Annotated in this window: 18 protein-coding genes and 1 pseudogene; 5 read left to right on the top strand and 14 right to left on the bottom strand. The window is 29.0% G+C overall.

Annotated features, from left to right (window positions below):
• Nucleotides 1-45: 45 nt before the first annotated feature.
• The 3 genes and pseudogenes from C4B25_RS04970 to C4B25_RS00530 all read left to right on the top strand — a co-directional run.
• Nucleotides 46-504, top strand: a pseudogene (locus C4B25_RS04970) (translational GTPase TypA); the annotation flags it as partial.
• Between the two features lie 98 nt (nucleotides 505-602).
• Nucleotides 603-929, top strand: coding sequence for a hypothetical protein (locus C4B25_RS04695; RefSeq protein WP_335904850.1), 327 nt, complete (start codon nucleotides 603-605; stop codon nucleotides 927-929).
• 87 nt (nucleotides 930-1016) lie between these two features.
• A complete protein-coding gene (locus C4B25_RS00530) occupies nucleotides 1017-1796 on the top strand; it encodes a Vmc-like lipoprotein signal peptide domain-containing protein (protein WP_131613122.1) in 780 nt (259 codons plus the stop codon).
• 24 nt (nucleotides 1797-1820) lie between these two features.
• On the opposite strand, the gene C4B25_RS00525 is transcribed toward C4B25_RS00530, so the two are convergent.
• On the bottom strand, nucleotides 1821-2849 hold the full coding sequence (locus C4B25_RS00525; RefSeq protein WP_131613121.1) for an oxidoreductase: 1029 nt from the start codon (nucleotides 2847-2849) through the stop codon (nucleotides 1821-1823).
• Nucleotides 2850-3248: 399 nt separating this feature from the next.
• Here C4B25_RS00525 and C4B25_RS00520 point away from each other — a divergent pair, with 399 nt between their 5' ends.
• Both C4B25_RS00520 and C4B25_RS00515 read left to right on the top strand, forming a co-directional pair.
• Nucleotides 3249-3731, top strand: a complete 483-nt coding sequence (locus tag C4B25_RS00520; protein ID WP_131613120.1) for a redoxin family protein — start codon at nucleotides 3249-3251, stop codon at nucleotides 3729-3731.
• Nucleotides 3732-3794: 63 nt separating this feature from the next.
• Nucleotides 3795-4277 carry a redoxin domain-containing protein gene (locus tag C4B25_RS00515; RefSeq protein WP_131613119.1) on the top strand — a complete coding sequence of 161 codons (483 nt, stop codon included), beginning with the start codon at nucleotides 3795-3797 and terminating at the stop codon, nucleotides 4275-4277.
• A gap of 60 nt (nucleotides 4278-4337) precedes the next feature.
• Here C4B25_RS00515 and C4B25_RS00510 read toward each other — a convergent pair whose 3' ends face one another.
• The 13 genes from C4B25_RS00510 to C4B25_RS00450 all read right to left on the bottom strand — a co-directional run bounded on the left by C4B25_RS00510 (nucleotide 4338) and on the right by C4B25_RS00450 (nucleotide 25595).
• A complete protein-coding gene (locus C4B25_RS00510; protein WP_131613118.1) occupies nucleotides 4338-5243 on the bottom strand; it encodes a Vmc-like lipoprotein signal peptide domain-containing protein in 906 nt (301 codons plus the stop codon).
• Nucleotides 5244-5401: 158 nt separating this feature from the next.
• A complete protein-coding gene (locus C4B25_RS00505; protein WP_131613117.1) occupies nucleotides 5402-6334 on the bottom strand; it encodes a hypothetical protein in 933 nt (310 codons plus the stop codon).
• Between the two features lie 113 nt (nucleotides 6335-6447).
• Complete coding sequence (locus C4B25_RS00500) at nucleotides 6448-9612, bottom strand: coiled-coil domain-containing protein (RefSeq protein WP_131613116.1); 3165 nt, start codon at nucleotides 9610-9612, stop codon at nucleotides 6448-6450.
• Nucleotides 9613-9847: 235 nt separating this feature from the next.
• Nucleotides 9848-10330, bottom strand: a complete 483-nt coding sequence (locus C4B25_RS00495) for a hypothetical protein (RefSeq protein WP_131613115.1) — start codon at nucleotides 10328-10330, stop codon at nucleotides 9848-9850.
• A gap of 311 nt (nucleotides 10331-10641) precedes the next feature.
• The gene (locus tag C4B25_RS00490) at nucleotides 10642-11271 is read right to left on the bottom strand and encodes a hypothetical protein (RefSeq protein WP_131613114.1); all 630 of its coding nucleotides are present in this window, start codon (nucleotides 11269-11271) and stop codon (nucleotides 10642-10644) included.
• A complete protein-coding gene (locus C4B25_RS00485; protein ID WP_131613113.1) occupies nucleotides 11264-11965 on the bottom strand; it encodes a hypothetical protein in 702 nt (233 codons plus the stop codon). The genes C4B25_RS00490 and C4B25_RS00485 overlap by 8 nt, the downstream gene beginning before the upstream one ends.
• A 67-nt stretch (nucleotides 11966-12032) precedes the next feature.
• Nucleotides 12033-14387, bottom strand: coding sequence for an ATP-dependent DNA helicase (locus C4B25_RS00480; protein WP_131613112.1), 2355 nt, complete (start codon nucleotides 14385-14387; stop codon nucleotides 12033-12035).
• A gap of 676 nt (nucleotides 14388-15063) precedes the next feature.
• A complete protein-coding gene (locus C4B25_RS00475) occupies nucleotides 15064-15759 on the bottom strand; it encodes a hypothetical protein (RefSeq protein WP_131613111.1) in 696 nt (231 codons plus the stop codon).
• Between the two features lie 154 nt (nucleotides 15760-15913).
• The gene (locus tag C4B25_RS00470) at nucleotides 15914-16603 is read right to left on the bottom strand and encodes a hypothetical protein (RefSeq protein WP_131613110.1); all 690 of its coding nucleotides are present in this window, start codon (nucleotides 16601-16603) and stop codon (nucleotides 15914-15916) included.
• Between the two features lie 78 nt (nucleotides 16604-16681).
• On the bottom strand, nucleotides 16682-18958 hold the full coding sequence (locus C4B25_RS00465) for a hypothetical protein (RefSeq protein ID WP_131613109.1): 2277 nt from the start codon (nucleotides 18956-18958) through the stop codon (nucleotides 16682-16684).
• Nucleotides 18933-22535: a hypothetical protein gene (locus tag C4B25_RS00460; protein WP_131613108.1), complete on the bottom strand. Its 3603-nt coding sequence runs from the start codon at nucleotides 22533-22535 to the stop codon at nucleotides 18933-18935. Before C4B25_RS00460 ends, C4B25_RS00465 begins: the two co-directional genes overlap by 26 nt.
• A gap of 8 nt (nucleotides 22536-22543) precedes the next feature.
• Nucleotides 22544-24361, bottom strand: coding sequence for an MFS transporter (locus tag C4B25_RS00455; protein WP_131613107.1), 1818 nt, complete (start codon nucleotides 24359-24361; stop codon nucleotides 22544-22546).
• A 1-nt stretch (nucleotide 24362) separates the two neighbouring features.
• Nucleotides 24363-25595, bottom strand: coding sequence for an ABC transporter ATP-binding protein (locus C4B25_RS00450; RefSeq protein WP_131613106.1), 1233 nt, complete (start codon nucleotides 25593-25595; stop codon nucleotides 24363-24365).
• Nucleotides 25596-26049: the final 454 nt, after the last annotated feature.

Here is a 26049-nt window from a genome sequence, read left to right as displayed (position 1 = left end):
ATTACAATCGGAGATACAATCTCAACAGTAGAAAACCCAGTTGCTATGGAAAAAATTGAAATTGAAGAACCAACAATTTCAATGAACTTCTTAGTTAACAAATCTCCACTTAACGGTAGAGAAGGTAAAAAAGTTACATCTTCACTAATCGAAGAAAGACTTAACAAAGAACTTGAAACTAACGTAGCCCTTAAAGTTAATAACTTAGAAGGCGTAGAAGGTTTCGAAGTTCATATTGAAAACATGAGACGTGAAGGATTTGAACTTGCAGTTTCAAAACCTAAAGTTCTAGTTAAAATGGTTGACGGTAAAAAACTTGAACCATATGAAATAGCGCAAGTAACATGTGACGATGAATTCTCTGGAGCAGTTATCCAGTTAATGTCTGAACGTAAAGGAACAATGACAGATATGCATTCTTCAAACGGTCAAACAAATATCGATTTCATTATCCCAACAAGAGGATTAATCGGAATCAGACAATCATTCATCACTAAAACAAGAGGAACAGGGAAAAAACTTTCCATGAATACGGGCCATATGCTGGTGTTCTTGACGGAAGAAAAAATGGTGTTCTTGTTTCAAATGTTAAAGGTAAAACAATGGGATACTCATTATGAAAAATTTCTGAAAGAGGTGACTTATTTGTTACTCCACAAACAGAAGTTTATGAAGGAATGATTATCGGTATTAATGCAAGATCAAATGACCTTGATGTTAACCCAATCAAAAATAAACAATTAACAAACATTCGTTCAGCTGGTACTGATGAAGCTACTAGAGTTCCTGAACCAATTATTCTTTCACTAGAAGAAGCTCTTGAATTTATTGAAATTGATGAACTTGTAGAAGTTACACCGCTTTCAATTAGATTAAGAAAGAAAACTCTAGATAAAAGATTTAGAGGTAAAGAACATAAAGTTCAATAAGATTAGCGAAAGCTAATTTTTTATTTTAAGGTGCAACTTCGTACTATATAATTTTTTTGTAAAGATAATTAAAACTAAGGAGGAAAGATGAGTACAAATAAAAAGTTTGTTTTAGGAACTCTTTCCGCTTTAGTGGCAATTACTTCCCCTATAGTAATCGCTGTTTCGTGTGGAAAAGAAGTTAAAGAAAAAACTGAAATTAAAAAACCAGAACAAGAAGAAAGTACACAATTTTCTTCTAAAATTGATATCGAGAAAATTAGAAAAGAGTTTGATGCGTCAATTAAACAAAGCACACAATTAAGAATCCCTTTTGTTTCTAGCAAAAAAGGTAAAAAGGCAATTGAACAAGAATACAAAGGGATGATTAAAGATTTCTTTGTAAACTATAACCGTGATGGAAAAATAATTTCATTACTTTCAACAAAACTCGGAAAAGAATCTGAAAAAATATCCGCAGTTATTAAGTTGAAAAAATTCATTTCTAAAAGTGCTGACCCAACAAGAGAAGAATTGATTAAAGCTTCTGAATCATTTGAAAAAGCCGGAAAACAAACGCTTGCAATCAAGGAATTTGTATTCTTTGATGAAACAAAGAAGAATGCTAAAGGTACAACGATTAAATTGGAGCCACAACTTTTCACAAGAGTTTATGAAGAAGATTTATTAGATCTTGAATTCATTAAAAAATCAATAACAAATTGAAAATTAATTGAAGATCTTCAAAGTCAAGACCAAAAAGTTATCGATAAGATTGAGGGAGACCCTAACGATCAACAAATTCTAAGTGAACTCCAAAGACTTAATGATGAAAGAAGTAATAAAGGTCAGGAAGCAACCCATTTATTCGAAATATGAATGTCTTAATAAAAAACGCTATTGAAGCGTTTTTTATTCAACTCACGGAGACTTACCACCATTCATAACTTGATACACTCTTGGTGTTACATCATCATCAAAGTCTGTTTGTCAATCCAATAAAGCCATTGGATTTTTCAATAATGTTCTTCCTAAAGCAGCTAAATCAACTCTAGAAACAACTTCTTCTAGTAAATCGTTGTTCAATATCAGCCCTACACCCATTATTGGAGTGTTTGGGAACTCTTTTTTGATTTCTTCAGCAAAAGGTATTTGATAAAGCAATCCGCCCTTTACATCTATGTTCTCTTCTAAAACACCACCTGTTGAAACATGGATGTATTCCAAGTGTTCTTCAATAGGTTTTAATCCTTTTACGAAATCTTGAATAGTTGAATTAGGTAAATCAATTGCTCATTCAAAAGCAGATATTCTAATTCCAACTGGAATGCTAACTTCCTTTTTAATTCTTCTTATAATTTCCTTAACAATCAAGAATCTATCTACACCATACTTATCATCTCTATCATTAATTGTTGGCGATATAAAAGAATTCAATAAATATCCATGAGCACCATGTATCTCTATTCCATCATATCCAATTGCTTCAGCTCTCTTTGCTGCTTCAACAAAGTCTTGAATAACTTCTTGGATATGAGGTATAGTCATTTCCATTGCTTTTTCATATTTATCAGAAAGCTTTACTTCAGATGCTGAATATGATTCCCCTTTAACTTCGTTCCTTGGTCCTGCATGAGATAACTGGACAAATATTTTTGACCCCGCATCATGAACAGCTTCAACTATAGGTTTATAACTTTGTGCTAACTCATCATTATGAATTGATAATGATCTGTTATCTATTTTCCCTCCAACTTTCGATACTCCAGTTGATTCTTGGATAATTAACCCTACATTACCTCAAGCTCTAGATGAATAATGTTGCACATGAAACGAGTTTGCAAACCCATCTTTTGATACATATGTACACATTGGTGCCATAGCAACTTTATTTTTAAGCGTAATCGTTTTTAATTCCACCTCTTTATTTCATTTATTCATATTACTCTCTCCTTTAAATTTGTTGTGTCATATAACTAATCATTTATATAACTACTCAATTATATAACTTTTAAATAAGGGTGTTGATAATAACAATAAAATATTGAGAGAAAGGCAATAAAAAAATGCACCAAGTGCATATATTAAAAATGTTGTTTTATGCAAACGCAAGAACGATAGGTGTCACCACTATTATAAAGATTAGTAAAGATATGATTATTCAGGCGATTACTTTTTTGACTTTTTTACTCATTGTTTTTCTCCTTACGAACATTTATCAAGTGGATTAATTATACCATTTACAAAATATTTCATACTTTAGTAAATCTAAAAACTTCCACCTTTTTTAATAAATGACTTATTTTATTTCTTATAGATAAAAGTAAGTATAATTAGTTTATGAACAAAGTAACATTACACAACGAACCATTTGAATTAAGTGGTATGACAATTGAAAAGAACACAAAATTAAGCTTTAAAGCTGAAGATAAAAACGGGATCTGAAATATTGAAGATATTAAAGGTAAAAAAGTAATCTCATTATTCCCAGATATCAACACAGGAATTTGCGATATCCAAACACAACAAATCGCTAAATTAGCACAACAACACACAGATATTACATTCATCTCAATTTCAACTGACTCAGTAGAAATCCAAAAAGAATGATGTGCAGCAAAAGGTTTAGAAAACATCCTTATCGTTTCAGATGATAAGTATAAAGAATTCCAAACTCAAACAAATGCATACGTGCCAAAAATCAACAAGTTAATCAGAGGATTCATCCTTTTAGATGAAAACAACATGATTCAAGAAATTTCACTAAATAACGAATTAGTTGAAGATCCTGATTACACTTCATTAGATAAATGAATTAAATAAGCTTAGTGCTTATTTTTTTATGCCTTTATTCCTTTTAAATTTTGCTAAGAGTATAATTTATATATGGAAAAAGCAAAAATACATCACATACCATTTAAGTTAAGTGGTCCAGCAATTGAAAAAAATACAAAACTAACCTTCAAAGCTGAAGATAAAAACGGGATTTGAAATATTGAAGATATCAAAGGGAAGAAAGTGATTTCACTTTTCCCTGCAATTAACACGAAAATATGCGACATGCAAACACAACAAATAGCCAAATTGGCACAAGAACACAAGAACGTTACATTTATTTCTATTTCAACAGATTCAGTTAAAAAACAAGAAGAGTGATGTGCCGCCAAGGGTTTGGAAAATGTACTCATAGTTTCTGATGATAAATATAAAGAATTCCAAACAAAGACAAATGCATATATACCAAGAATTAATAAGTTGACTAGGGGTTTCATCCTCCTTGATAAAGAAAATATTATTCAAGAAATTTCTTTAAATATTGAATTATCAAAAGAACCTAATTACACTTTATTAGATAAATGAATTAAATAAGCTTAATGCTTATTTTTATTTAGTCAATTCTTTGATTAAAAAAATACATCAATAGATGCATTATTTTGTTGTTGGGAACATTAACCCTTTTATTTTTGTGATACTCTTTTTTGTGATCATAGCTGATTCATCAGTTACTTTATTCATTTCCAAAATTTTATCATATCCATATTTACTCATTGTTTCTACTGGTTTGTGTATTAAGCCAATAAGTAAAATTCCATAATTATTGATAATTTTATATAATTCCTTCAACATTTCTGAGTTTGAATCAAAAAATACTTTTCTTAATTCTTCTGAATAAGTTTCTTTGTAGATTTCTTTGTTTGTTTTTGGGTCGTATAAAGACATTTCTTTATAACTTAGATTATTAATCATTAACTCAATTAAGTTTTTAAAATTTTGTTTTAGTTCTTCTTTACTTTGAGATGCTAACAATGGTTTTCATTGTGATGCATTCAGACCTCCCAGTCCAAATTGAGATTTTGTATGTTTTGTTATTTTATTTTCGAGTGTTTTAGCTTTTTTTAGGAATTCTTGTTGTTTCTTTGGATCCTTAAGTTCGCTCTTCTTTGGTTGATTTAGAATTAATTCAAAAGTTTCTTTTAAAATACTTTCGTATTCATTTTTAACATCTTTTGGGTCTTTTAAATTTGTTTCTCATGAAACTTTATTGGTTTTATTTTGTTTTAAACTTTGTTTCATTCTTTCGGTGATTTTTGCAATGTTGATTTCACCCTCTTCAAAAACCTTAGGCACAGCTTCTGTTTTACCATTATCTATGTTTGGTATTGAACCATTTCCATTTTTTCCATTTGTATTAGACGAGTCTATGCCTTGTCTTCCTTTGGATGTTTCGTTCTCACTTGTTTCTTTACCACACGAAACGACGGTGGCGATAGGTGCTGCAATAGCTAACGATGAACTCATCACTCCTAGTGTTATCTTTTTGGTTTTCTTTGTCATTTATACCCCTTTAACTACTTTGTTTATATAAAAATTATATTCCTTTACTGTTGGTGAATATGTGATTCTTTCATTACATATGAAGTTCTATTTTAATGATTAAAATTCAATGAAATATTGTGTATTTAGTCATTAAAAAAAATAAGCCGAACGACTTATTAATTAATGTTATTATTCAATCAGAAACCTTGGATTAAAAAGTCTACATTATTTTGCATACTTATTTTCACTTCTTTCATATGAAGAGCTAATTTTCCATTTTCTTTTACTCATTTATCCTGTATAGCTTTAGCTTTAGGATCTGTTGCTTTAAGATTTGCATCTTCCAATGCTTTTAAGTATTTTTTATATGCCGGTGCATATGTTTCAGTTGCTCAATAAGCTGAACGCACAATTTTTATTAAAATGTCCTGAATAACTTCTCTAGTTTCTATACCATATTTAGAATATTTGAAGGGGGTTGCTTCACCTTCTATGTACCATGCGATTCTTTGGAAATTACTCATACCTTTTACGAATTTAACCAGTTCTTTTGTATGCTGTTTAAATTTTTCTACAACGTTATCAGAAGTTAAGTTATTTTCATCAATTTCTTTCAGATTAGTCATTCATGAACTATCACTCTTCTTCGCACTCCCTATTTCTGTTATTTCATATTTAACCCCATTTGTTCCAATTAACTCATTAAACTTCGAACGTTGCGGATGAATAATGGCGATCAGTGAATCTCTTAATCACTGCTCATCATTAGATTTGTTTGCTAAGGACTTTGGTAATGTAATTTTTAATATGTGTTCATCTTTCCTATGTTCTACCTTTAGCTCTGCTAAAATTTTATCCATTTCAGATACTGGCACTACTTTTGGTTGTGCCTTCGGTTGTTGTTTTGGCTGTTGTTTTGGTTGTTGTTTTGGCTGTTGTTTTGGCTGAACTTTAGGTTTCGGCTGTACCTTTGGTTGCTCTTTAAGTGACGATTTTGGGTTTGAATCACTCTTCCTTTCGGATCTACCGCATGCTAACACAGCGACAACTGGGGTTGTTGCAGCGACAACTGCTGCTAATACTCCCAAAGTAATTTTCTTTGATTTCATTTTGGCTCCTTGTTTTATAAACGTTTATAAAATTATATCATTTTGAAACTATTGTTTATTACAAATATATTCCCCAATGAATTAAAGTGATAACTAAAAAACACCAACTAATGTTAGTGTTCTGGTTGCTGATACACATCTTTAGGATTAAGTTGTGTTGTGTTTGTTTTTAATTTATTGAATACATTTATTGCTTCTTCAAGTAATTTTTCTACACTTTGAGAAATTAATTTGATTTTATTATTACCATTTTCTTTCGTGAAGTTATTATTTAATATTTCTTCCAATAATTTCTTAAATTTTTCTGTAGTTGCTCTAGTATAAGTGCTACCCACCATAGTTTCATTTAAAGAGTTGAATTTGATTTTAGACATTTTTCAAACCACTTCTTTTAATTCGTTAAATATTTTTTCTAGTCCCTCTATCTTATTTGTAGATTGGAGTTTATTTTTAATTGATACTAGATCGAATGCTTTCATACCTTTGGTAGAAACTTCTTTTCAAGTTTCCACTTCTTTTAAGAGTTGATTTTTAATAACAATAAAATTATCCAATAATTTCTTTATTTGAATTTTATTATCTTCAATTGTTTTTAATAGGTCATTTACAGATTTTTGTGTTGAATCATTATTTCTTACAGCCTCACCCAATGCTTGTTTAGCATCTTTTAATTGTTTCTCTAATACACCCTGATCTTTCGCTAGATTATTAACGTTTCTATCATTATTATCAACTGCTTTTTGTGCTTCATCTTTTTTCTTTTGCATCCCCTTAAGTAGTCCATTAATTTTTCCCTTATCTTTGGTTGCTTTTGAGTTTGCAGCATCATTGTCATTAATTGTCTTTTGAGTGTTGTTAAGTTCATCTGTTTTTGATGCCAAGTCTTTTTCAAGTTTCTTTTTAGTGGCAGTATCTCTAATTATTTTATTTTCAATTCCACCTATTTTGTTATTAATCTCTTTAATGTCATCTTTAGCTTGTTTGAACGCTTGATTGATTCCACCTTTTACTAAATTCTCTATTCTTTTCTTATTATCATCAACTGCTTTTTGTGCTTCATCAACGGCAGTCTTTGCATTTCCAACTTTTTTATCTGCATCTTTTTTATCTTTTGTTGCTTCTGTAATTAAATCATTGTTGTCATCAACTGCTTTTTGCGCTTCATCTACATTTGTCTTGTTAGTTGCATTCCCCACTTCTAACTTCGAGTTGCTTCTTACTAATTTTTCCAATTCTTTTGTTAGTTCTTTTATTTTTAATAATATGGCCTTTATTTTATTTTCATTAGAAATAATCTCTGAATCATTAGATTGATTACCCAGTAATTTTAATCTTGCATTTATTGCATTTATTTTTATGATTATTCCTTGCTTTTGATTCCGTAGATTAATTAAGTTAGTTTCTTTTGTTTGCTTATTATCTGACAAGTTTTGGACGTTTGTTGAAATGACACTATTTTCATTTTCAATCCTTGTTTTCTCGCGTTTTAATTCAAGTCGTTTATTTATTCTATTTTGTATGTCTTGTTTCCATTTGTCGATTTGAGTCTTGTGTTGTTTCTTTTGATCTTCAGCATTTGTTAGCTTTTCTTGTGCAACAGCCTTTTCGGCTAATGTTGTTTTAATCAGTTCTTTTCTTTCAACAATAGCTTGTGCCACTTTCTTTATAGCTTCCGTATCACCACTTATCTTTAAATTCGCTAAATCTTGTTCTCTACTCCTTAATGTAATTTGTGCCCATGAAAGTACACCTGTAATTCTTGCATATTCTTTCCTTGTATCACTAACCCTTTTATCGTCAGCTGCATTCAAATCATTTATATTCTTTTGCAATCTTAAAATATTTTTTTCATTCCTGTCATTCTCTCCCGGTATTTCTTTTAATCTCATTTGATTTTTTGAAAGTTTTTCATTTTCATCGTTTATTGCATTATCAATTGCAACAATGGAGTTAACATCTTTGGTGATGTCCACATTAATAAGTTTCTTTTGATCTTCTAAATGTTCTTTTTGAGAAGTAAGAGAATCGATTAATTTTAATAATTCTTCTTTTTGTCTTGCTAACTCATCTCTTTTAGCTAATAGTAATTGCAATTGCTTGTTTAATTCTTTCAATTGGTTTTGAAGGTCAGTAATTTGTGTTGTGTTTGCTTTTATTTTATCGTCAACCACCTTTTTAACACCTTTAGCATCTGCAAGTTTTTTATTTAGACCCGTTGTTTTTGCATTTGCTGAATCAAGTCTATCCTTAGCCGTTTTAGCATCTTCAGTTGCTTTTCTCAAGGCTTCTTTTGCATCTGCAAGTTTTTTATTCAAAATAGGTACTTGTTCTCGTGCTGATTTAATTTCTTTTTTTAGAAGTTCATCACCATCACTGGCATCTTTTAAATCTTTTTGAGCCTTTTTTAAATCTTCAACTAGTTTTGCTTTCTCATTTTTGCTATTAGTTATTTCTTTATTAATATCTTTTAAATCTTTTTCTAGTTTTTCTTTAGTTTTTAATAAATCATTTATCTTTTTATTCAACTCAATATTTTTAGAATTTCTATCAGAAATATCTTTATCCAAATCCTCTATTTTCTTCTTATTCCTTTCAAGCTCATCCCTTGCATCCTTTAAGTCTTTTCTTAATTGTGAATCTTTTAATTTGTTTTTGTTTATCTCGGTTGTTTTTTGATTTAAGTCCTTTTGGATTTTTTCAACTTTAGCCTTTGCTTTATCCAATGCATCTTTAGTTTCTTTTTGTTTCAATTTTGCTTTGGCTAATTCATTGTTGTTTCGTATAAGTTCACCCTTGATCTCATCAATCTTATTTTTGGTTTCTTCATACTTATTCCTCAATTTTCTAATTACTTTAAAATCCAACTCAGCTTTACTTTGTCATTTTTCAGTAACTGTTTTACTAAGATTCTTCTCAATGAAATCTTTGACTTTATTAACTGGAATAATGTCTTTTTTCTTAAGTTTGAGTCCCTTGACAATTTTGATTTTTTCAACCGGTATGTATTTACCTTTTGATAGGCGTACATATCCAGAAATTATTTGATTGATTTTACTTTCAATCCCTCTAACATCTTTGAAGGTCATTCCATCTTTTTTTGGCAATTTAACATTGGCAAAAATTCGATTTTCTTTCTTTAAGTTATGATGTTTTGTTTCCACTCTCTTGGTGTCTTCATGATTTCTTACAACCATTGCAGTTATGACCCCAACAGATGCGATAGATACTACTCCTGTGGCACTCAGGATTCCGGCCGCAACATTGTTTTTCTCTTTCATTTTTTCTCCCCTTGTAAAGTTATTCATAAACTTTTATTCGTATGTTATTTTTCTTTTTAATTAACGTTGTAAATTATAGTATTTATCATTTTTCAGTGTTGTTGCGAACAATGTTAAAAACAATAAAATTTCAAGAATAAGTCACTGTTTTAGGGTTTTTTACAATTTAGAATAAAAAATAATTGCTCGGCCACGAATGATTGGGAAATAAAAAAATACCGAGAGGTATCTTTTATTATTGTTCGATTTTTTCTTTTTTTATTTCTACTTCTTCTCTAATTTCTATTTCTTTAACTATTTTTATTTCTTTGATTATTTTACCTTCTTCTGAATCATCTGTTTTAATAGTAACAATTCCATCAGGGTGTTTATTTTCAAATGACTCAATTCCTTTTTTGTATAAAAATCAAGGAATTATAGGTGCTAAGTTTTGGGATAAACCAAATCCTAAACCAACTCAAAAGAATCAAGGGTAAGCGCCGTAACCATGTTTATTTCTTAATGAAAAGAATGTAGCAAGAAATGCGATAGCTATAAGGAATGATATTAATCCAAATATTGACTTATACTTTTTAACTATTTTAAATTGCTTTTTACCATCGAATATAATTGTGTTGAGAGCAAACTCAAACATAACTGAATATATGATCGTTCCTATAATGGGTATAAAGTAAAATCATTTGTTTAATTTGTGTTTTGCTTTTAAAGTTTCTAACATAATGAATTAATTATATAGTATCTATGAATTTGATAGCTGATAATTTGATACAGACCTATGCACCATGTCTTCAAAAAACTTTTTTAGCATAAAAAATATTCACCTTCCCTTGAATTATTTTCATAAATAAAAAACACCATGTCTAATGGTATTTTTATCGCATTATAAAAATATTCTTTCAATATCTTTGATTGATGGTCTATTTTTCTTTATTCATTATTCATTTTGTTTCTTCTTGCGTTCTTTATCAGGTGTGCTTCCACCGAGAGATTTTTATAAAGCATGAAACAAAGAAAAAGACAATGAACAAGTTAACCCGTATATTTTGTAATGATTTTGAACAGTTCATCAAAACTCTTTGATTTACTTTCATCTTTAATATATAGTCTTTTGGTAATTTCGTGAACTTCATGCATCATAATTTTTGTTTTGGAAAATATTTCTTCTTTAATATATGCAGTTTGAGCGGAAGGGATTAAAGAATGATGTTGTATGTAGTTCAATTTTTCATATAAATCCCTATATTTTTTTGCATATTTTTCGACCATTTTATTTAACCCTAATGGTTTATACTCTATTTTTTTATTTTCTGTTTTCTCTAAGTATTCTTCTATAACCATTGCTCCTTCTGTTGTTCCGATTTGATTCACCACTTTTTGTTTCATTGTATACAAAAGATTGTTGTATGATACAGAAACCTTTTCTTCGTAACTATTTTTATCTTTTTCTAACATTACTATCAATGAAAAATATTCAATCAGTTTTTTAACCTCTATTGCCAAAAGGGAATCAACTATACGTTTTTGTTTCGGAACGGTTAACCATGCTCCTGTTCTTCAAAATATTCAAAAAAGATTATATTCTACAACATCTTCAATAGCTTCGCTAAGCATTCTTGTATATGGAATCTTTGCAAAATTAACTTCCATCCCACTATACATATCCCACCTCCATTTCCATGATTCTGCACCCCATCCTAAAATATATAAGTGAGATGTGCTCAAATAAAGCTAGTTGTTCTCTCCCTATATCTTTTGCAATTCTTACAATAATATCGGCCATTATGCTTATTGTTTCTTGCAAGATCACCTTGAAGGAATTGAGCGTATTTAAATTTCTCACTTTTGTTTGTTCATAACCCATATTCCTATTGAAAAGAGAACCGAAATGATTTTCTGCTCCTGAAGCATGGTATTCATTCATTATTTTTTCAGAAAATAATTCATTGTACTTGCATACTTTTTGAAGTCTTTTGTTTTTCTTTTTATCAAAGTTTTTTACTTCTTCTTCATTAAAGTCCTTGTTATTTTCAAAAGCATAATATCTCACAATGTTGTCCATGAAAAGTCTAAACACAGGTAGAGATAAGGTTAGACTTTCTATTGATTGAAGTTGTGATGCCAAGTGCCTTAAAGTTCAAAAGATTTCCATGATGACTTCCGTGCGCAAATCAATATCAAATGAATCTTTTATTTTTCTTGTCATTTTTCAAAAATCGCCAAACATATCCATCATCACTTGCGTGTATTCACCATTGTATTTCTCAAATCCAAAAGAGTTATATATTTCTTTTGAAAATTTCCTATCTTTAATTTCATATTCATTTTTTAACCCTGCTTTAACTAATATATCCATAAAATAATTTTATCAATGTTTAAAAAAAATGACCAATAAGTCATTTTTCAATTAAGCTCTAGTTTAATTATATATTGGTTTGTTTTTTAGAGTTTTCTATTGGGGTTTTACTTGTTGACTCAGAATACTTATCAATATTAAAATCTTTACAAACTAATATTTTAAATTTTTTCTTAAAACGAGTTGATGCAGTATATAGCATTTCTTGAGAAATTTCATAATTTGGAGGTAAAACAAGTAAAACATTGTCATAAGTGCTACCTTGAGATGCATGCACCGTTATAACTTTTGAACCTATGAAGGGCATATCTTCTTCTTTGCCAATTTTATAATGTAATTTGTTATTTAAGAAAAAGAAATTTTCTTTTTGGCCCTCAAAAAGCACGTTTTGCTTAAATCTTTTTGCAAAGGTAATGATTCCATTAGAAAATTTTTCCACCTTTAACTCTAAATTTTGGAAGAGAAATTTAATACCTTTTATCGTTTCGCTTATCATGAATTTATCTCCAGGTTTAATATCCTTGATTGTATTTCCCAAAAATAAATTTAAAGCTTTTGTCCCAAACAGACCCGAGTTTAACGGAGTTATAATTTTAAATTCATTTTTCTCATATTCTTTCACTATTCTTAAAGCATCCTTAAAATCATAATAATCCTCAAAATAGTTTTCAGGATGAATAAATCCATGATTGCCCCTTAGACTATCCACCTCTTTTCTATCTTCTTGTTTTTCTTGTCTCATATTTGTAATTAGTTCATTCTTGATTTCATCCATAAATTCCAATTCATCAAATAATTTAGTGATACCAATGGAATGCAAAGGTGGCAGTTGTTTAGAGTCTCCCATTAATATAATTCTTTTTTTATCCTTGATTATGTCAAGAATACCAATTCAATCATTATCATTAACCATACTTATCTCATCAATAATTACATTCTCCTTAAATTCTAAAAGGTGAGGATTGTGGATAACTTTTTGAATTGTTTCGTTTGCAATTTGCTCAATATCATTAATACCCATCTCTTCAACTACGGACTTAGCTTTGTGTGTCGGTGCCAAAAACATATAAGTTTCTTTTGCGCTTATAAATGAGTTTATTATAGTTGCTGCCGTTTTTGTCTTACCTGTCCCCGCAGGACCAATTATTAATGTCCGGGAGTTTCTTAATGCATTATTGATTGATGCTAGTTGCTCTTTATTTGGGACTCTTTTTTTATCTCAGTAAATAATCTTTTTATCTATTTTAAATTCAATTTCATCATTTTGCATTGTTTTTTCAAATAGTTTGATTAAATTCGCGATTTCTTGAAGTGTAATATATCCTTTGTATTCAACAACTTTTTTCTCAGGATAATTAGGAGAAAATTTATAATTATCAGGAAATTCATTAATGTCAAATTTTCCCTCTTTAAGGTATTTACCTCGTTTTTTTAATTCTTGCTCAAATTCAGCGTTTTTGATCCTAGTAAAATTTCTAGTTGTTTTATCTTTTAATAATATTTCTTTTAATTTCTTTTTCTCAAATAACGAAATACCTTTCCCTCTAGGATTTTTTGTTCAAAATTCAAAATTTAATGGACTTAATTTGTAATTATCATTAATCACCACTTTATCAAAATACTTCAAACAAACTATATTTCAAAGGAAGGAATTTCTAGTGTCTTTAATAAATATACCTCTTAATTCTTCAGAATAGCTCGAATCCGGGAAAGCAATTACAAAGTCCAAGGGAGACATATGGTGCTTTTGAACTATTTTATTTATAACTTCTAATAAATTGGGTTCGATGTAAGTATTTTTCAACGGCAAGGCTTCAGCGTCCGTTATTTTTTCCAGGATTATATTAGTTGGTTCTCCATTGACAAATAATTCTTCTATCTTGGTAGATATTTTATAGTGAATTCCAACTGATAGTTCGATATCTGATATTATCATATATTTATTTTTTTGTTCATACCCACGATCCCTATGAGAAACTATATAATATCCATCTTGCTTCCTTTCTATTAAGGCTGGGTATTCATTCTTTTTTTCCGCTTTATATTGTCATTCCAAGTTTTTGAAGATTTCATTTGACTGTGTTTGCTTTAACTTATAACCAAGAAAATCAGCCAAACTTACTAAGGCATGGTTGTGGTTGTGTATATTAATAATAACTTCTTCATCTTCTTGATCATGACAAATGTTGTTTAATTTCATCCAATTAAATTTTTGTTTTCTGAGGTTTGACTTTTCCAAAAATTTTGTTATCTTCTTAAACTTTATCCCTTCCTTTTCGCGATATTCTTTGAACATAGCTTCAATCATCTTCCTTGCTATAAAAAAATAATTGCCTCGTTCCATAGAGATATTTTCAAACTTCTTCTTTTGCATGCAATTTATAATTTCATTGTATTCCATAATATATTCTTGTATTTTCATGAAATAATTTTACAACATCATTTCCAAACCAAACATTTTTTATTGTAAGAAAATCTAGGCAATTGAGTACCCATCCGATGATACAACAATGACAAAGTTTGTTCATCATTGATAGTTTGGTTATTGATTTTAAGCGGCATAAATACACTTCCAGGATTTTTTACATATCTTAATTGTAAAAAGAAAGGTCCTAAACCACCATCCTTTTGCATTTATGAGTATTGTAATTCCATTAGGTACTTTATCACTTGATTCAATACTGAAGTTAGCGAACCAAACAATACCCATCAAGATATTGTTTTATATATATTTTAATTTAAAACTTAATAACTTTCCGCTTATGGGACTGAGGTGGATGTGCAAAGAATTTTATAAACTAAATAATAGCTTCAATACTTTATAAGTGTGAGTGAGTAGTGCGCTTATTAAAAAAGAAAGAACAAATTTAGGCGATTTTAAAAATAGAGAGCTTGTCTTTATTTATTGTTGAATATTCAATAACATTTTAAAAATATTCATTATAGTTTTATTCGCTTTGGATAAATTAATTAAAATAAGTTTTTTATGGATTTGAATTTAAGTAACAAAAACTAACTCTTTTACTTATCTTTTTATCTCCAATAGTTCTAATTAATAATCATTCTTATTTTCAATTATTAGAGTTACTCAAGCTATTTTATTCTTTCTTTGCTTTTGGTTTTTTCTTCCTTATTTTACTTCAGAAACCAACAAATGAAAGTATTGCAAATTCAATTATTAATACGGTAAAACTAAATACAGACTTATCAATGAAGGCGCTTAATACTCTATATGTATTGAATATAAGGAATGCCAATATTATTAGTATATTAGTTAATACATTAAGCATATTCAAATGCGACTTTATCTTTTTAGAAATACCGAATGAAAATAATCAATCAATAGATATCAAAAGAAATATAAGGATTGTTTGCACAAAAATACTTGGATATTCTTTTAATGTATTTTGAACCGTTCTAAGCAATGATTTATCATATGCTGAAAACATAAAGTATAAAGAGATAAGAAATATAAATGTTATAGCGAAGAATCAATATCCAAAGTAGAATAGTTTATTCTTGAAATATTTATGTGTTTCTTTCTTGAAGTTCTCCTCCAACCTTTTGTTATTGCGTATTTTAAGCAACTTATTAGCGAAGAACACAATTACGCATACAAAATCAAACACAGTGATGATTGCGGAGCTTATTTGCAATCAAAATCAAACCCTATTATTAGATCCTTTTAAATCAGTAACTAAATAACCAATTGAAATTAAGAATAATGAAAATGCAGCTAAGAAAATGAATAACTTAACTTTCCATCCTTCAATGTATTTTTTAATTATTCTCACACTTAAATTATACTCCTGAAAAATCCTTCAAATTTATCTAAATTCTATAATGTACAAATTACTTGATGTTGACAGCTGCCAAACTTTACCCACCATCTCTTTGAAAAAAAGATTGCAAAAAAAGATTGCAAAAAAAAGACGCTTAAACGCCTTTCTATTCAAAAATTGTCTTTGCTAATTTCGACCCAAGTGTTCAAACTTTATCACTTTTCCGTCCTTGTTCCTCGGTGAAAAAATAAATAAGATGATTAGTGCTTCGTTCAGAACGAGAGTCATCTTTTTTATGAATGAAAACCTTTAATGCTTTAATTTGTTGTATGTCTCTTCTTATCTTTTCACTTTCCTCAAGATTTCATCTATTAATCTTGTCAACAAATGGATTGTGCATTACGTTTAATATGATTCCTGAAGAACCATACATTTTTTCTTCTTTGAAATTATATTCAGTTTTATTTACTTCGACATCCTTCAATTTACTTCAAAAATAATCTCCCAGACCATCTAAACCAAAGTATCTTAAATCAAGATGCACAACTTTATATTCTTCAGTTAAATGAGAATGATTCAATCTTTCCACTAAATAATCAACAAATTTGTCAGTTAAAATGTAGTTTCTTTCGCCATTTTCACCTTTTTTATCAATTCTGTATTCCTTACCTTTTTGACCTCATCCATCTTTCTCAACAGAAGCCTTATTTATAACTGTGCTAAACTCATTTAAAGTCTTTGAAGTTACATATTCACTTTTGTCTGAAGAGCCACAAGAAATAACTGTAGCTATTGGTGTTGCGATAACTGCACAAGCCCCCAATGTACCCATAACAATCTTCTTCATCTTTTTCATAATACCTCCATGTATTTTATTTATAAATTATAACAATATTCAAGAGTAAATTTATTATTGCATTGTTTTAACTTTAAATTAAACATTAACTTTATTTGAGTTAATTTTAATGAAATCCAATAAATAATCTCTAACATTTTGATATGTTGCAAAATATTTCTTGGTTTTTAATTTTACAGAGTAAATAGAATGTATTTCATTAGAAACTATCTTCCATTTCCCTCCGGGTTTTTGAACAAAAATATGTTCTCTATCAATTGTTGTTCTATCTTTATTGTATTCCATATTTCTATTCATCAGTTGAATTGAGTCATACCTAGAATTATCAATAATAGATTCATCGTCGATCAATGGTTTCCCATCGATAGAAAACATCACAAAAACAGAAGTAACAATAGGTTTATTCTTTTTTTCTTGATTATCTAATTGACCTTCAGTAAATGCGATATCACCCTCTTGAATAATCGAACCACTTAGCTTAGCATCTATCACATTAACCTCATCGGATATAATATATGAAAAGTATTGTTTCTTACTATAAAAGAACTTACCACCTCAATATAAACCAATTGAAACTTTCTCTTGGTTATCATTTTTCTTATTTTGACCATCTCCCATGTTCAATAAAGAGACATCATTAGAATTAATTTTATTATTGACCTTTATCTTATTGAATTCTGAAAAAGCATTTTCAATTGTTGTTTTTTGAGAATATTTTGTTCAAACACTTTCATTTGAAGCTTTTATAATTTTTCCAGAATGATATTCTTTTTCATTGGAAATATTCTTAAGTGTATATTCTCCATTTTCGTTTTTATTTATTTCAAAAAGAGGTATCCCATTATATTTGATAACTTGTTTAATGTTTGTTTGTCCGTAACTTTGCGTTAAATAATTTAATGAGTTTGTTTTTTTGGAAATATCAATATTTTTATCTTTGTACACTTTAGTTATGTCGTAAGAAAGATTTACCTTCTTCATTTGAAAGGTATGCCTTTTATGGTGAGTCATTATACCTGCGCCGTGACCATGGAAATTTTCATGATCTCATTTACCTGAGACAGATTCAACTGATAAATTACTTATTTCACTTTTTCAATTAAATCTTGATTTATGCGATGCCTCTATTTTTTCTTCGAATCCTTGAGGCATAAAAGGCATTCTTAGAAGTTGTTTATCATTTTTAGAATTATATTTACTTTCTTCTCTTTTGACACCACTTATATCCAAGGTGGTATTTTCATCGTCCCCATCTTGTTTATATTTCATTTTCAAGTGTAATCCCGACCCATCAAAAGAATGGTTTGCATCTTCTTTATTGAAAGAAACTTTTTTTTCTTCGCTAGTTTCACCATGATCATCTATTGAGCGATTACTCTTTTTAACATCTGTGAATGAGAAATCGAAGTTGGTATGATCTACATCCCAACTAGTTCAAAACCCATCATCTGAGTTCGTAATAAAATCATGATTAACGCTGAATTCGGTATTTTTAGCACTTCCCATATTAGTGTTGTAATCTTTTTCTATTTTATTGTATATTTCTTTACTTATGTCGTTATTTTCAGTATAAGTAAATTCTTCAAAATTGGCTTCCTTATTTTTTCTTGCATATATCCCTATGTTAAACCCATTATTCTCATCAGTTTTTTTATTGGTAGTTCATTTATTTGCGAATACTTCACCCATTTTATTAATAATCTCACTTTGAGTTAAGTACTTTTTAAGTTCATTTATTTGGGACTTATTAAAAGGATTTAAAAGGATTTCCCCTTTGTTAAATAAAGCATTTACAGCTGTGATATTCTTTTGGTTTAATTTCTTTTCGAAAAGATTATTAACTATTTTGTAGTAAAATACATGATCAGAATATACGTTAGAATCTAATTCTGCTTGTGCATCTTCTCTTTTAACAAATGTTTTATCTGTTCCAGGATAAGTAAATCTCGCTTGAGTGAATATTGGATTAACATATGACCGCAATGCCTTACCATATACCCTTTCCCCTCTTCCGAATGCAGTTTTATAAACAACGGATGCATTATCTTTACCAACGGTCCCTAATTGTTCTCCGTTTAATTCACCAGTATTCAGATTAACCATAGCTCGACTCACATCACCATATTTAAGTTCTTTGTTTATTATTCCAGTTTTTTGAGAAATGAAGTAATTTAAAGCTTGTTCATAATCATCAAATAAATGACCGTCAAATAATATTTTTTGATGAGCATTTTGTTCTGCTACAGGTGCTGCCAAAGATGTCGCTGCTATAATTGGGACTACGCTCATCCCCATCAATGATAAGAAAGTGAATACCTTCTTACTTTTCTTAGTTGTAAATTTGTTGCGCTTCATATTTATCTCCCTTCAATTTTGATTGATTTTTTAGTATAAATTCAATGAATTCTGTTAAAGATAAGAATTCTCTATCTTTGTATATAAAAATACTTTTCTTACCTTTTGCAGGTATTTTAGAATAATTAGATACACTTATTAGTCAATCAATTGCATCATTAATATCTAGAAATACTTCCACTTTTCCACTATTGGATTTCGCTTCATAGATTTCTTTCTTTATAAATCCATTTGACAATTCATCGAATGACTTATCACTCATAGATTCTTGCAATGAAACTTGTTTATGTTCAATAAATTGATCATCGAACATTTTAACAAATCTACTTTGTGCTTCTTTAAGCGTCATTTTTTTAACTTTACCTGATGCATCCCTTTCATTATTCGGATCTATCATTAAATACCTATTGTGAGAAACTAGATTTTTGTCATTTTGTTTATTATAAAGTTTGATGGCTTTTGAGATTGGCATTGAGTATTTTGCATTCTCATAATGCGGCTTATTCATTTTATTATCAATTAGCGTTGGTAGCTGAGCTACTCAAATTGGTTGTATCTCTTGCATAATTTTTAAAACATGTTGTGCTCTTAAGGTAGCGTTGTCTTTATGTAGAACACCACCAACATTAACAAAGGATTCTTCTTTAGAAGTATTAATTATCTCTTCTGCTAGTGAATCTAGGTTATCTTTTATTATTTTATTATCACCAAAACTAAATCCTAATTTTAAACCCTTCATTTTTCTAAGGTTATTTTGTTTCGCGTTTTCTTTTAGGTTTTTCAGTCATACTTTAGCTACATCTATATCATTCTTGTAAAAATCACCCTTGTAGAAAAATCCTGATTCATAATCTTTAGTTAACTCAACAACATCAATCACTTTTAAATCTGACGTATCGATTTTACCAGTTTCTCATTTGATCCCAAAAATATTATGTTCAGTATGTTTTCCACCAGTTCAAATTATCCTATCACTAGCACCATCTCCATATTTAAATACGTACCCATCAACTTTTTCTTCACCGATTATCCCTGTGATAATTTCTAAAGCAACATCTATGATAACACTTGCCACCATTCCTCAAGGTCCAGCAGTAAAACTAGCTAGTTTTAGGAATTTTGTTACTTTTGAAATCTTTGAAACCATGTGTGCAGCTTCGCCCAATGTTTTAATGAGTTCCTGCACCGAACGAATTCCTTTTGCAACATCCACAGCAGTTTGATCATAGTTTGGTTTACTCAATCAATTGTTGTTTGAATTAATTTCATTAGAAATGGCATTTACTATTGCTTGATTTTTTCTAATCTTATTTAGCACTTCAAATATTTCATGATGATGTTTATCAAATACTTCTTCTACATCAGCAACAAATTCACTTATATTATCCCTTCTTTTATACATTCCAAATTTATTGAGGGATGTGTGGATATCCGCCATTGGTGCATAACCATTATTCTTCAATCTTTTTGAGAAGAGTTCATCAACATTTGATTCACTATATATGGCCATCATAAGTTCACCATCATTCTTAGCTATTTCTAACCTTTCTTTCTCTGGAAGGGAACTAACATCATTCATATTTTTAATTAATTCTTTAGTATTTCAAGAGAAATTTTCAATATCAAAAATTTCTTTTGCAATAATTTTATTTGGAATGATGAAACTTTTTGCTGTACGTTCCAAGTATTTTTCCATATGATTCTTTAAATTTTCTTTAATAGTTTCATCAACTCTAAAGTTAGAACTAACATCTCAATCATTATTGATTATTTTTTTCAATGATTTCAATGATTTTGATGAAGAACTATGATAGTTAAATGAATATGAAGGGACGAAAGTTATTTCATGACTTGAATCATTTTCCTTTAATGATTTTTGTTTTTCTACCTCTTTTTTAATATTGTTAGTTTCTTCCATCTTATAGCCTTCAACAGCAAAATATACTTGTAATGATTTCATGAATGAAATTAAATATGGATTGAATTCTTCTTTTGTGCTATTAGGGGGTGTAAATCTCCCTTTATAGAAATTGGTAACCATGATTTCTGGATCAATAAACAATCTCTTATCTTGTTCAAAATCAATTATTTTTGTTAAGTCAACATGCATTGCATCTTCATAACCCATGATAGGAACAACTAATTCTTTTAGTTTGTAATCCAATAATTTAATACCCTTATTGAAGAATTTATTTATTAAATTAATTAGATTAGGATCTTGAATACCATTTCTAATCACTTTATCAAGAGTTCATGTTCTTAAGTACGAAATTGCTTTGAATGAACTATAACGTTTACCCTGTGACATATTTTCATTAACTTCTCAAAGGGCATCTCCTAATTTTTTTGACATTTCAGTTTTATATCTATTCAAAATAAATCTGAAATTTTGAAAATCCATTTGTTCTTTTTCTGAAACATGAATATTGGCACTTGGCAATGCAATTGCATTTAGGATATTCTTGTTTTTGTCTCCAGGTACATAAAATGCTATATCTGATGCAGCATCAAGCGTCCTGATTATGGTATTATTTTTTAAATCTTTTACATCGAATGTTTGGTTAGTTCCTTTTCACTCACTAGATTTTTTCATTCTAGAAACTTGCCCATTACTTGAAATGACATAATTACCAGCAAATGTACCACTAACACCTTTCTCAATGTCTCCGATATATCTTTGTTTTGTTTGACCTATTTTTACGTAATCAACATTTTCCAATATATTTTTTAATAAAATATCATCATTTCCAGTTGAAATTTCGTCAACTGAATATCATTTTGATCCAACTTGAACTTTTGTTGTTGCGTGATCTTTTATAAAGTCAGCAGCGTCGTTGTATTCTCCATCTCTAACTTTCTTGCCTTTTTCAACTTTAAATTTAAATGGTCTCGAGTGAGCTCCATCTCCACCGATTGAAAGTACTGTATTCTTTTGTGTTTCTAAAGATTTCCCGCTGAAATTAGGCTTTTTATTTAAGTATTCCCTCAGTGTATCTTTATTAGGGAAGTAAAGATTATCATATTTATAAATTTGATGAATTTGTAAAAAGGAGTTTATTGCTCTTTCTTTTGCTTTTTTAAAAATTAACTCATTATAATTTTGATTACCTACTTTTTTATCTTTTTTTGCTAATTGTTCTGAAAGTATTCATTTATTCCCACTGATTCTAAATGCATAATAAGTTCCTTCTTCTCCACTAGAGAAAGAGGCGATCTCATCATCATTTAAAAATTTATGTGCTTTATCCTTATATCCAAATTTGTATTTATTTGGTATGAAAACTTTTTTTGTGGTAATTTTATTTTTGAAAATAAAATTTCTCGCTTCTGTTGGGGAAGTAAAATATTTATTAGCACCGGCATTCATTAATTTTCAAAGGTTTTCACCATTACTTTGAGAATCAACTTCAACAACCCTACTTCTTGCATATTCAATTAAATCTTTTTTATTGCTAAATTTCTTACCTTCAAAAGTATATTCCGCCGATTGATTAGAACCACACGAAATAATAGCCGAAGACGCTGTTGCGATTGTGGCAATTGTTGCAGCTGAACTTATTAATATTTTCTTTTTCATATCTCTACCTACCTTATAATTTTTCTTTTATATGTTTTTAATAACAACACAAATAACCCCATACTTAACATCAATAATATTAAGGGAGTAATGCTGTAAGTTTCACTGAAAGTGGTACTCTCAATTGAGTAATACCCTTCCATTCTATAAATATCTAATTTATTATTAAAGAAATGTATTTCCCTAATATTCTTTTGTTGATTCATTAAATTTCTTTTTAATTTATTATATAAATTTTCTAAATTGCCCAATTCATTATTGTGATCGATATATTCTTCTCAATCTTTTTGTTGTTTTATTTTAGAAAGTCCTCTATCTATTAAACTCAACTCAATATCTTCATAAACATCATTTTGAAGTGCTATCCTAAAAGTTTGTGTACCCTTGTTAAAGTGAATTAATTTTTTTAAATCATGGATGTTTTGGATATTCGCAGGTGCGGATAAATCCGTATAAGTTAAGAAAGGAAACTCCTTATTGATTTCACCCACTTTAGTTAATGCATTTAATGCAAATATATTCTTTTTAGCGATTCCACCCTTGAATATGAAACTAAACATTTCTATATGTGATTGTGGCACACCTTCTTCCTTTAATTTATTTTCAAAGTTATCCATTTTATTAGATAACAAATCATAATAATTAAGGATATACATATTTAAATGACTTTTTTTATTTATTCCAGTTCAAAATTTCAAAATTTCTTTTTCATCTTTTGAAAGATTAAGATTGTTTCAAATGGTGTCACTCTTTAGCTTTTTCAACCACACTGTTAAAGTGTCCCCTTTTGATAAAGAATTTTCATTGAATTCTTTTAAAAATTCTTTAGAAATTCTTGCTAACTCCTTAATTAACGCAGCCTTTTCTTCTAAGAATGGGTTGAAATCACCTTCACTAACAAAAGCTCATGTATCTTTTGAATTTATCGGTATTTGACTTATATCACCCTTTAAATTATTCTTAATCTTTAATAATGAAAACTTATAACTATCTTGCGATGCTAATGTGTAATTCTCATCCTTTATCTTGTAAGATTTACCAAAAAGCGATGAAACCGGATTAATTATTCACTCTGAGGGATTAAGTCAAGAGTTTAATTCATTGGTTTTGTTCAAAGTATCGTCACCCAATAATTTATTATGGAAATTGTTTTCTCCTTTGGAAAAGACTTTATATTCTTTTTCTACTTTACCATTCTTATTAACACGCAACATTTTTGCATAATTCATCTTGTTATCTTTATCTCAGTATAATTTGTTGTGGTTTTCGGGATTCATTAAAATCCTTGTTACAAGCGAACCAGCTATTAAACCAATAGCTGAAATAGAAACCAACAACATTGCTGTTATGGTTGAAAAATGAGAACAAATAAGTGAAAAGAAGGTAATGCAAAAGAAAATAATCAAAATAGATGCAAATACAATTATTATTCATAAGGTCATGTACATCCCAACTTCATGCGTCCTAATCATTGCCGGTATAAAAATAACGAACGAGAGCAATGAGTTTGAAATAAATATAACAACAAACATAACCACTGTTCTTAAAATAACATTTTTTTCTCTTTTTATTGATTTACTTGCAAAAATTAGTTCTGTACCATTAACTTTTGTTTTTAAATAAAACTCAACCGAAAACATTAAAGACGCAGAAATCATCCATACAAAACTTGGTAACGCAAAAACAAATGAATAATTTAGCGATTGATTCCCACCGATAATTGAATTTAATATTATTCCTGAAATCGTTATTACAGAAAATAATATTATGTTTAACTTACTTCTAATCAGCGAATGTAAATACATTTTTAAATAAATTTTTGACATCTTATCACCCACCTTTTAATAAACTGTGGCTATCAAGAATAATTTCCTTGAATTTGGCTTCAAGTTGACCTTTCTTTATTTGACCAGTATAAGCAATTTCACCTTTTTTAACCATAGTTACCTCATCTACATATTTCGATATCTCCGCAACTATATGAGAGGTTATTAAAATAGTTACACCTTCATCGTTCAAACGCTTTAATTCTTCAAAAAATAAATAACGTGCGGTAGGATCTAAGTTAGCAGCAGGCTCATCTAATATAACTAATTCAGGTTTTTCTAGGATTATCTTAACTAAAAATATCCTTTTCTTTTGACCTGAAGATAACTTGTTGGGGTTTGTATTGCCAAACTCCGTTAGGTTAAAACTTTCCATTAATCTTTCGATATTTTCGATCGCTTCATTTTTTTCAATCCCTTTGAGTGTGGCGATTCATAATAAGTACTTGAATGTATTCATACCATTCGGGAAAAGCGCCACTTCAGGGACATACGATAAAATATCCTTTTGAGTTATATTTTTCTTTATATCTTGTTCATTAAATAAGATTTTTCCATTGTAATTTGGATATCCGCCTATTATGGTTTTAATCAGCGTTGTCTTCCCTGCACCATTTTCACCGATTAAAGCATGAAACGATCCTTTACTTACTTTAAAATTACATTTTTTTAATATTCTATTTTTTTTAAATGTTTGTTCTATATCTATTAATTCAAGGGTGTGTTTAACTTCCTCGTTGCTGTTTGCTTGGATATTTTTTTCACGATTATTAAAATTATTCTTATATTCATTAAAACGTTTTGCGCATTTTTCAAAAACATTAAGCAGTATACTTTTTAGTCTCGTAAAAATATTGAGCAGCACATTCTTTAACTTTGTGAAAATATTATGTAGTGCACCCTTTAACTTTGAGGGGTTTTCATTTGAAATTTCTTGTTTTTCGTTATTATCCCTTTTAAAATTTCTCGTTGATTTTTTTCGTTCCTTGTTATCAATTGCTTTACCCTTGTGGGCTTTTTGTTCTGTTTTTTTACTTAAAGTTTGTTCTTTATTTGGTGTTTGTTCTTTATTTTCACCAATATGATTTTTTTTCTGGGTTTTTATTTTAGAATCTTTGTTTTTAGATGCTTTAACTCTGCGAACTTTTATGGCCAACTTCTCTCTTAAAGTTTGTTCTTTGTTGAGCGTCTGGCTTTTTCTTTCTTCACCATTTTTTCTACTATGATTTTTCATTTTGGCTTCCTTGTTGTTGCTTTTTTATTCACGATTACTCAATAATTAAATTATATAAAAAAATATTTAATCATTGCTTTTCTTTTTGATGAAAATGGATTGGGCGTCAACACCCCATAAAAACAACACCCTCATAAGGTGTATAAAAAGGGGGGGTCACTAAAAAAGTTCTTTATTATATGTCGAAAAAATATCTAATCTTTTATTTTGGTGCGGGTATAAATCTTGCTTTTATTCATTGCATAATTTATTTATTAAGTAGGTGTATTTTTTCATCACCAGTAAAAAAATCTTAATCACCTTTCCATTCATTTGTTTTTTTCACATTCAATAATAGTGTGGTGATCAACATTCACCTCAAGTTACTTTATAATCATCATTTTAGCGATTTATTCAATACTTTTTCATCCCGAAAAAAAATACTTCGCTCATTGTATTGCATTTGAGATAGCGA

This window comes from Mycoplasma todarodis (assembly GCF_004335995.1).
GTDB lineage: Bacteria > Bacillota_I > Bacilli_A > Mycoplasmatales > Metamycoplasmataceae > Mycoplasma_K > Mycoplasma_K todarodis.
Note: the sequence above shows the minus strand (reverse complement) of the source record. Positions and strands in the feature narration are given on the sequence as shown.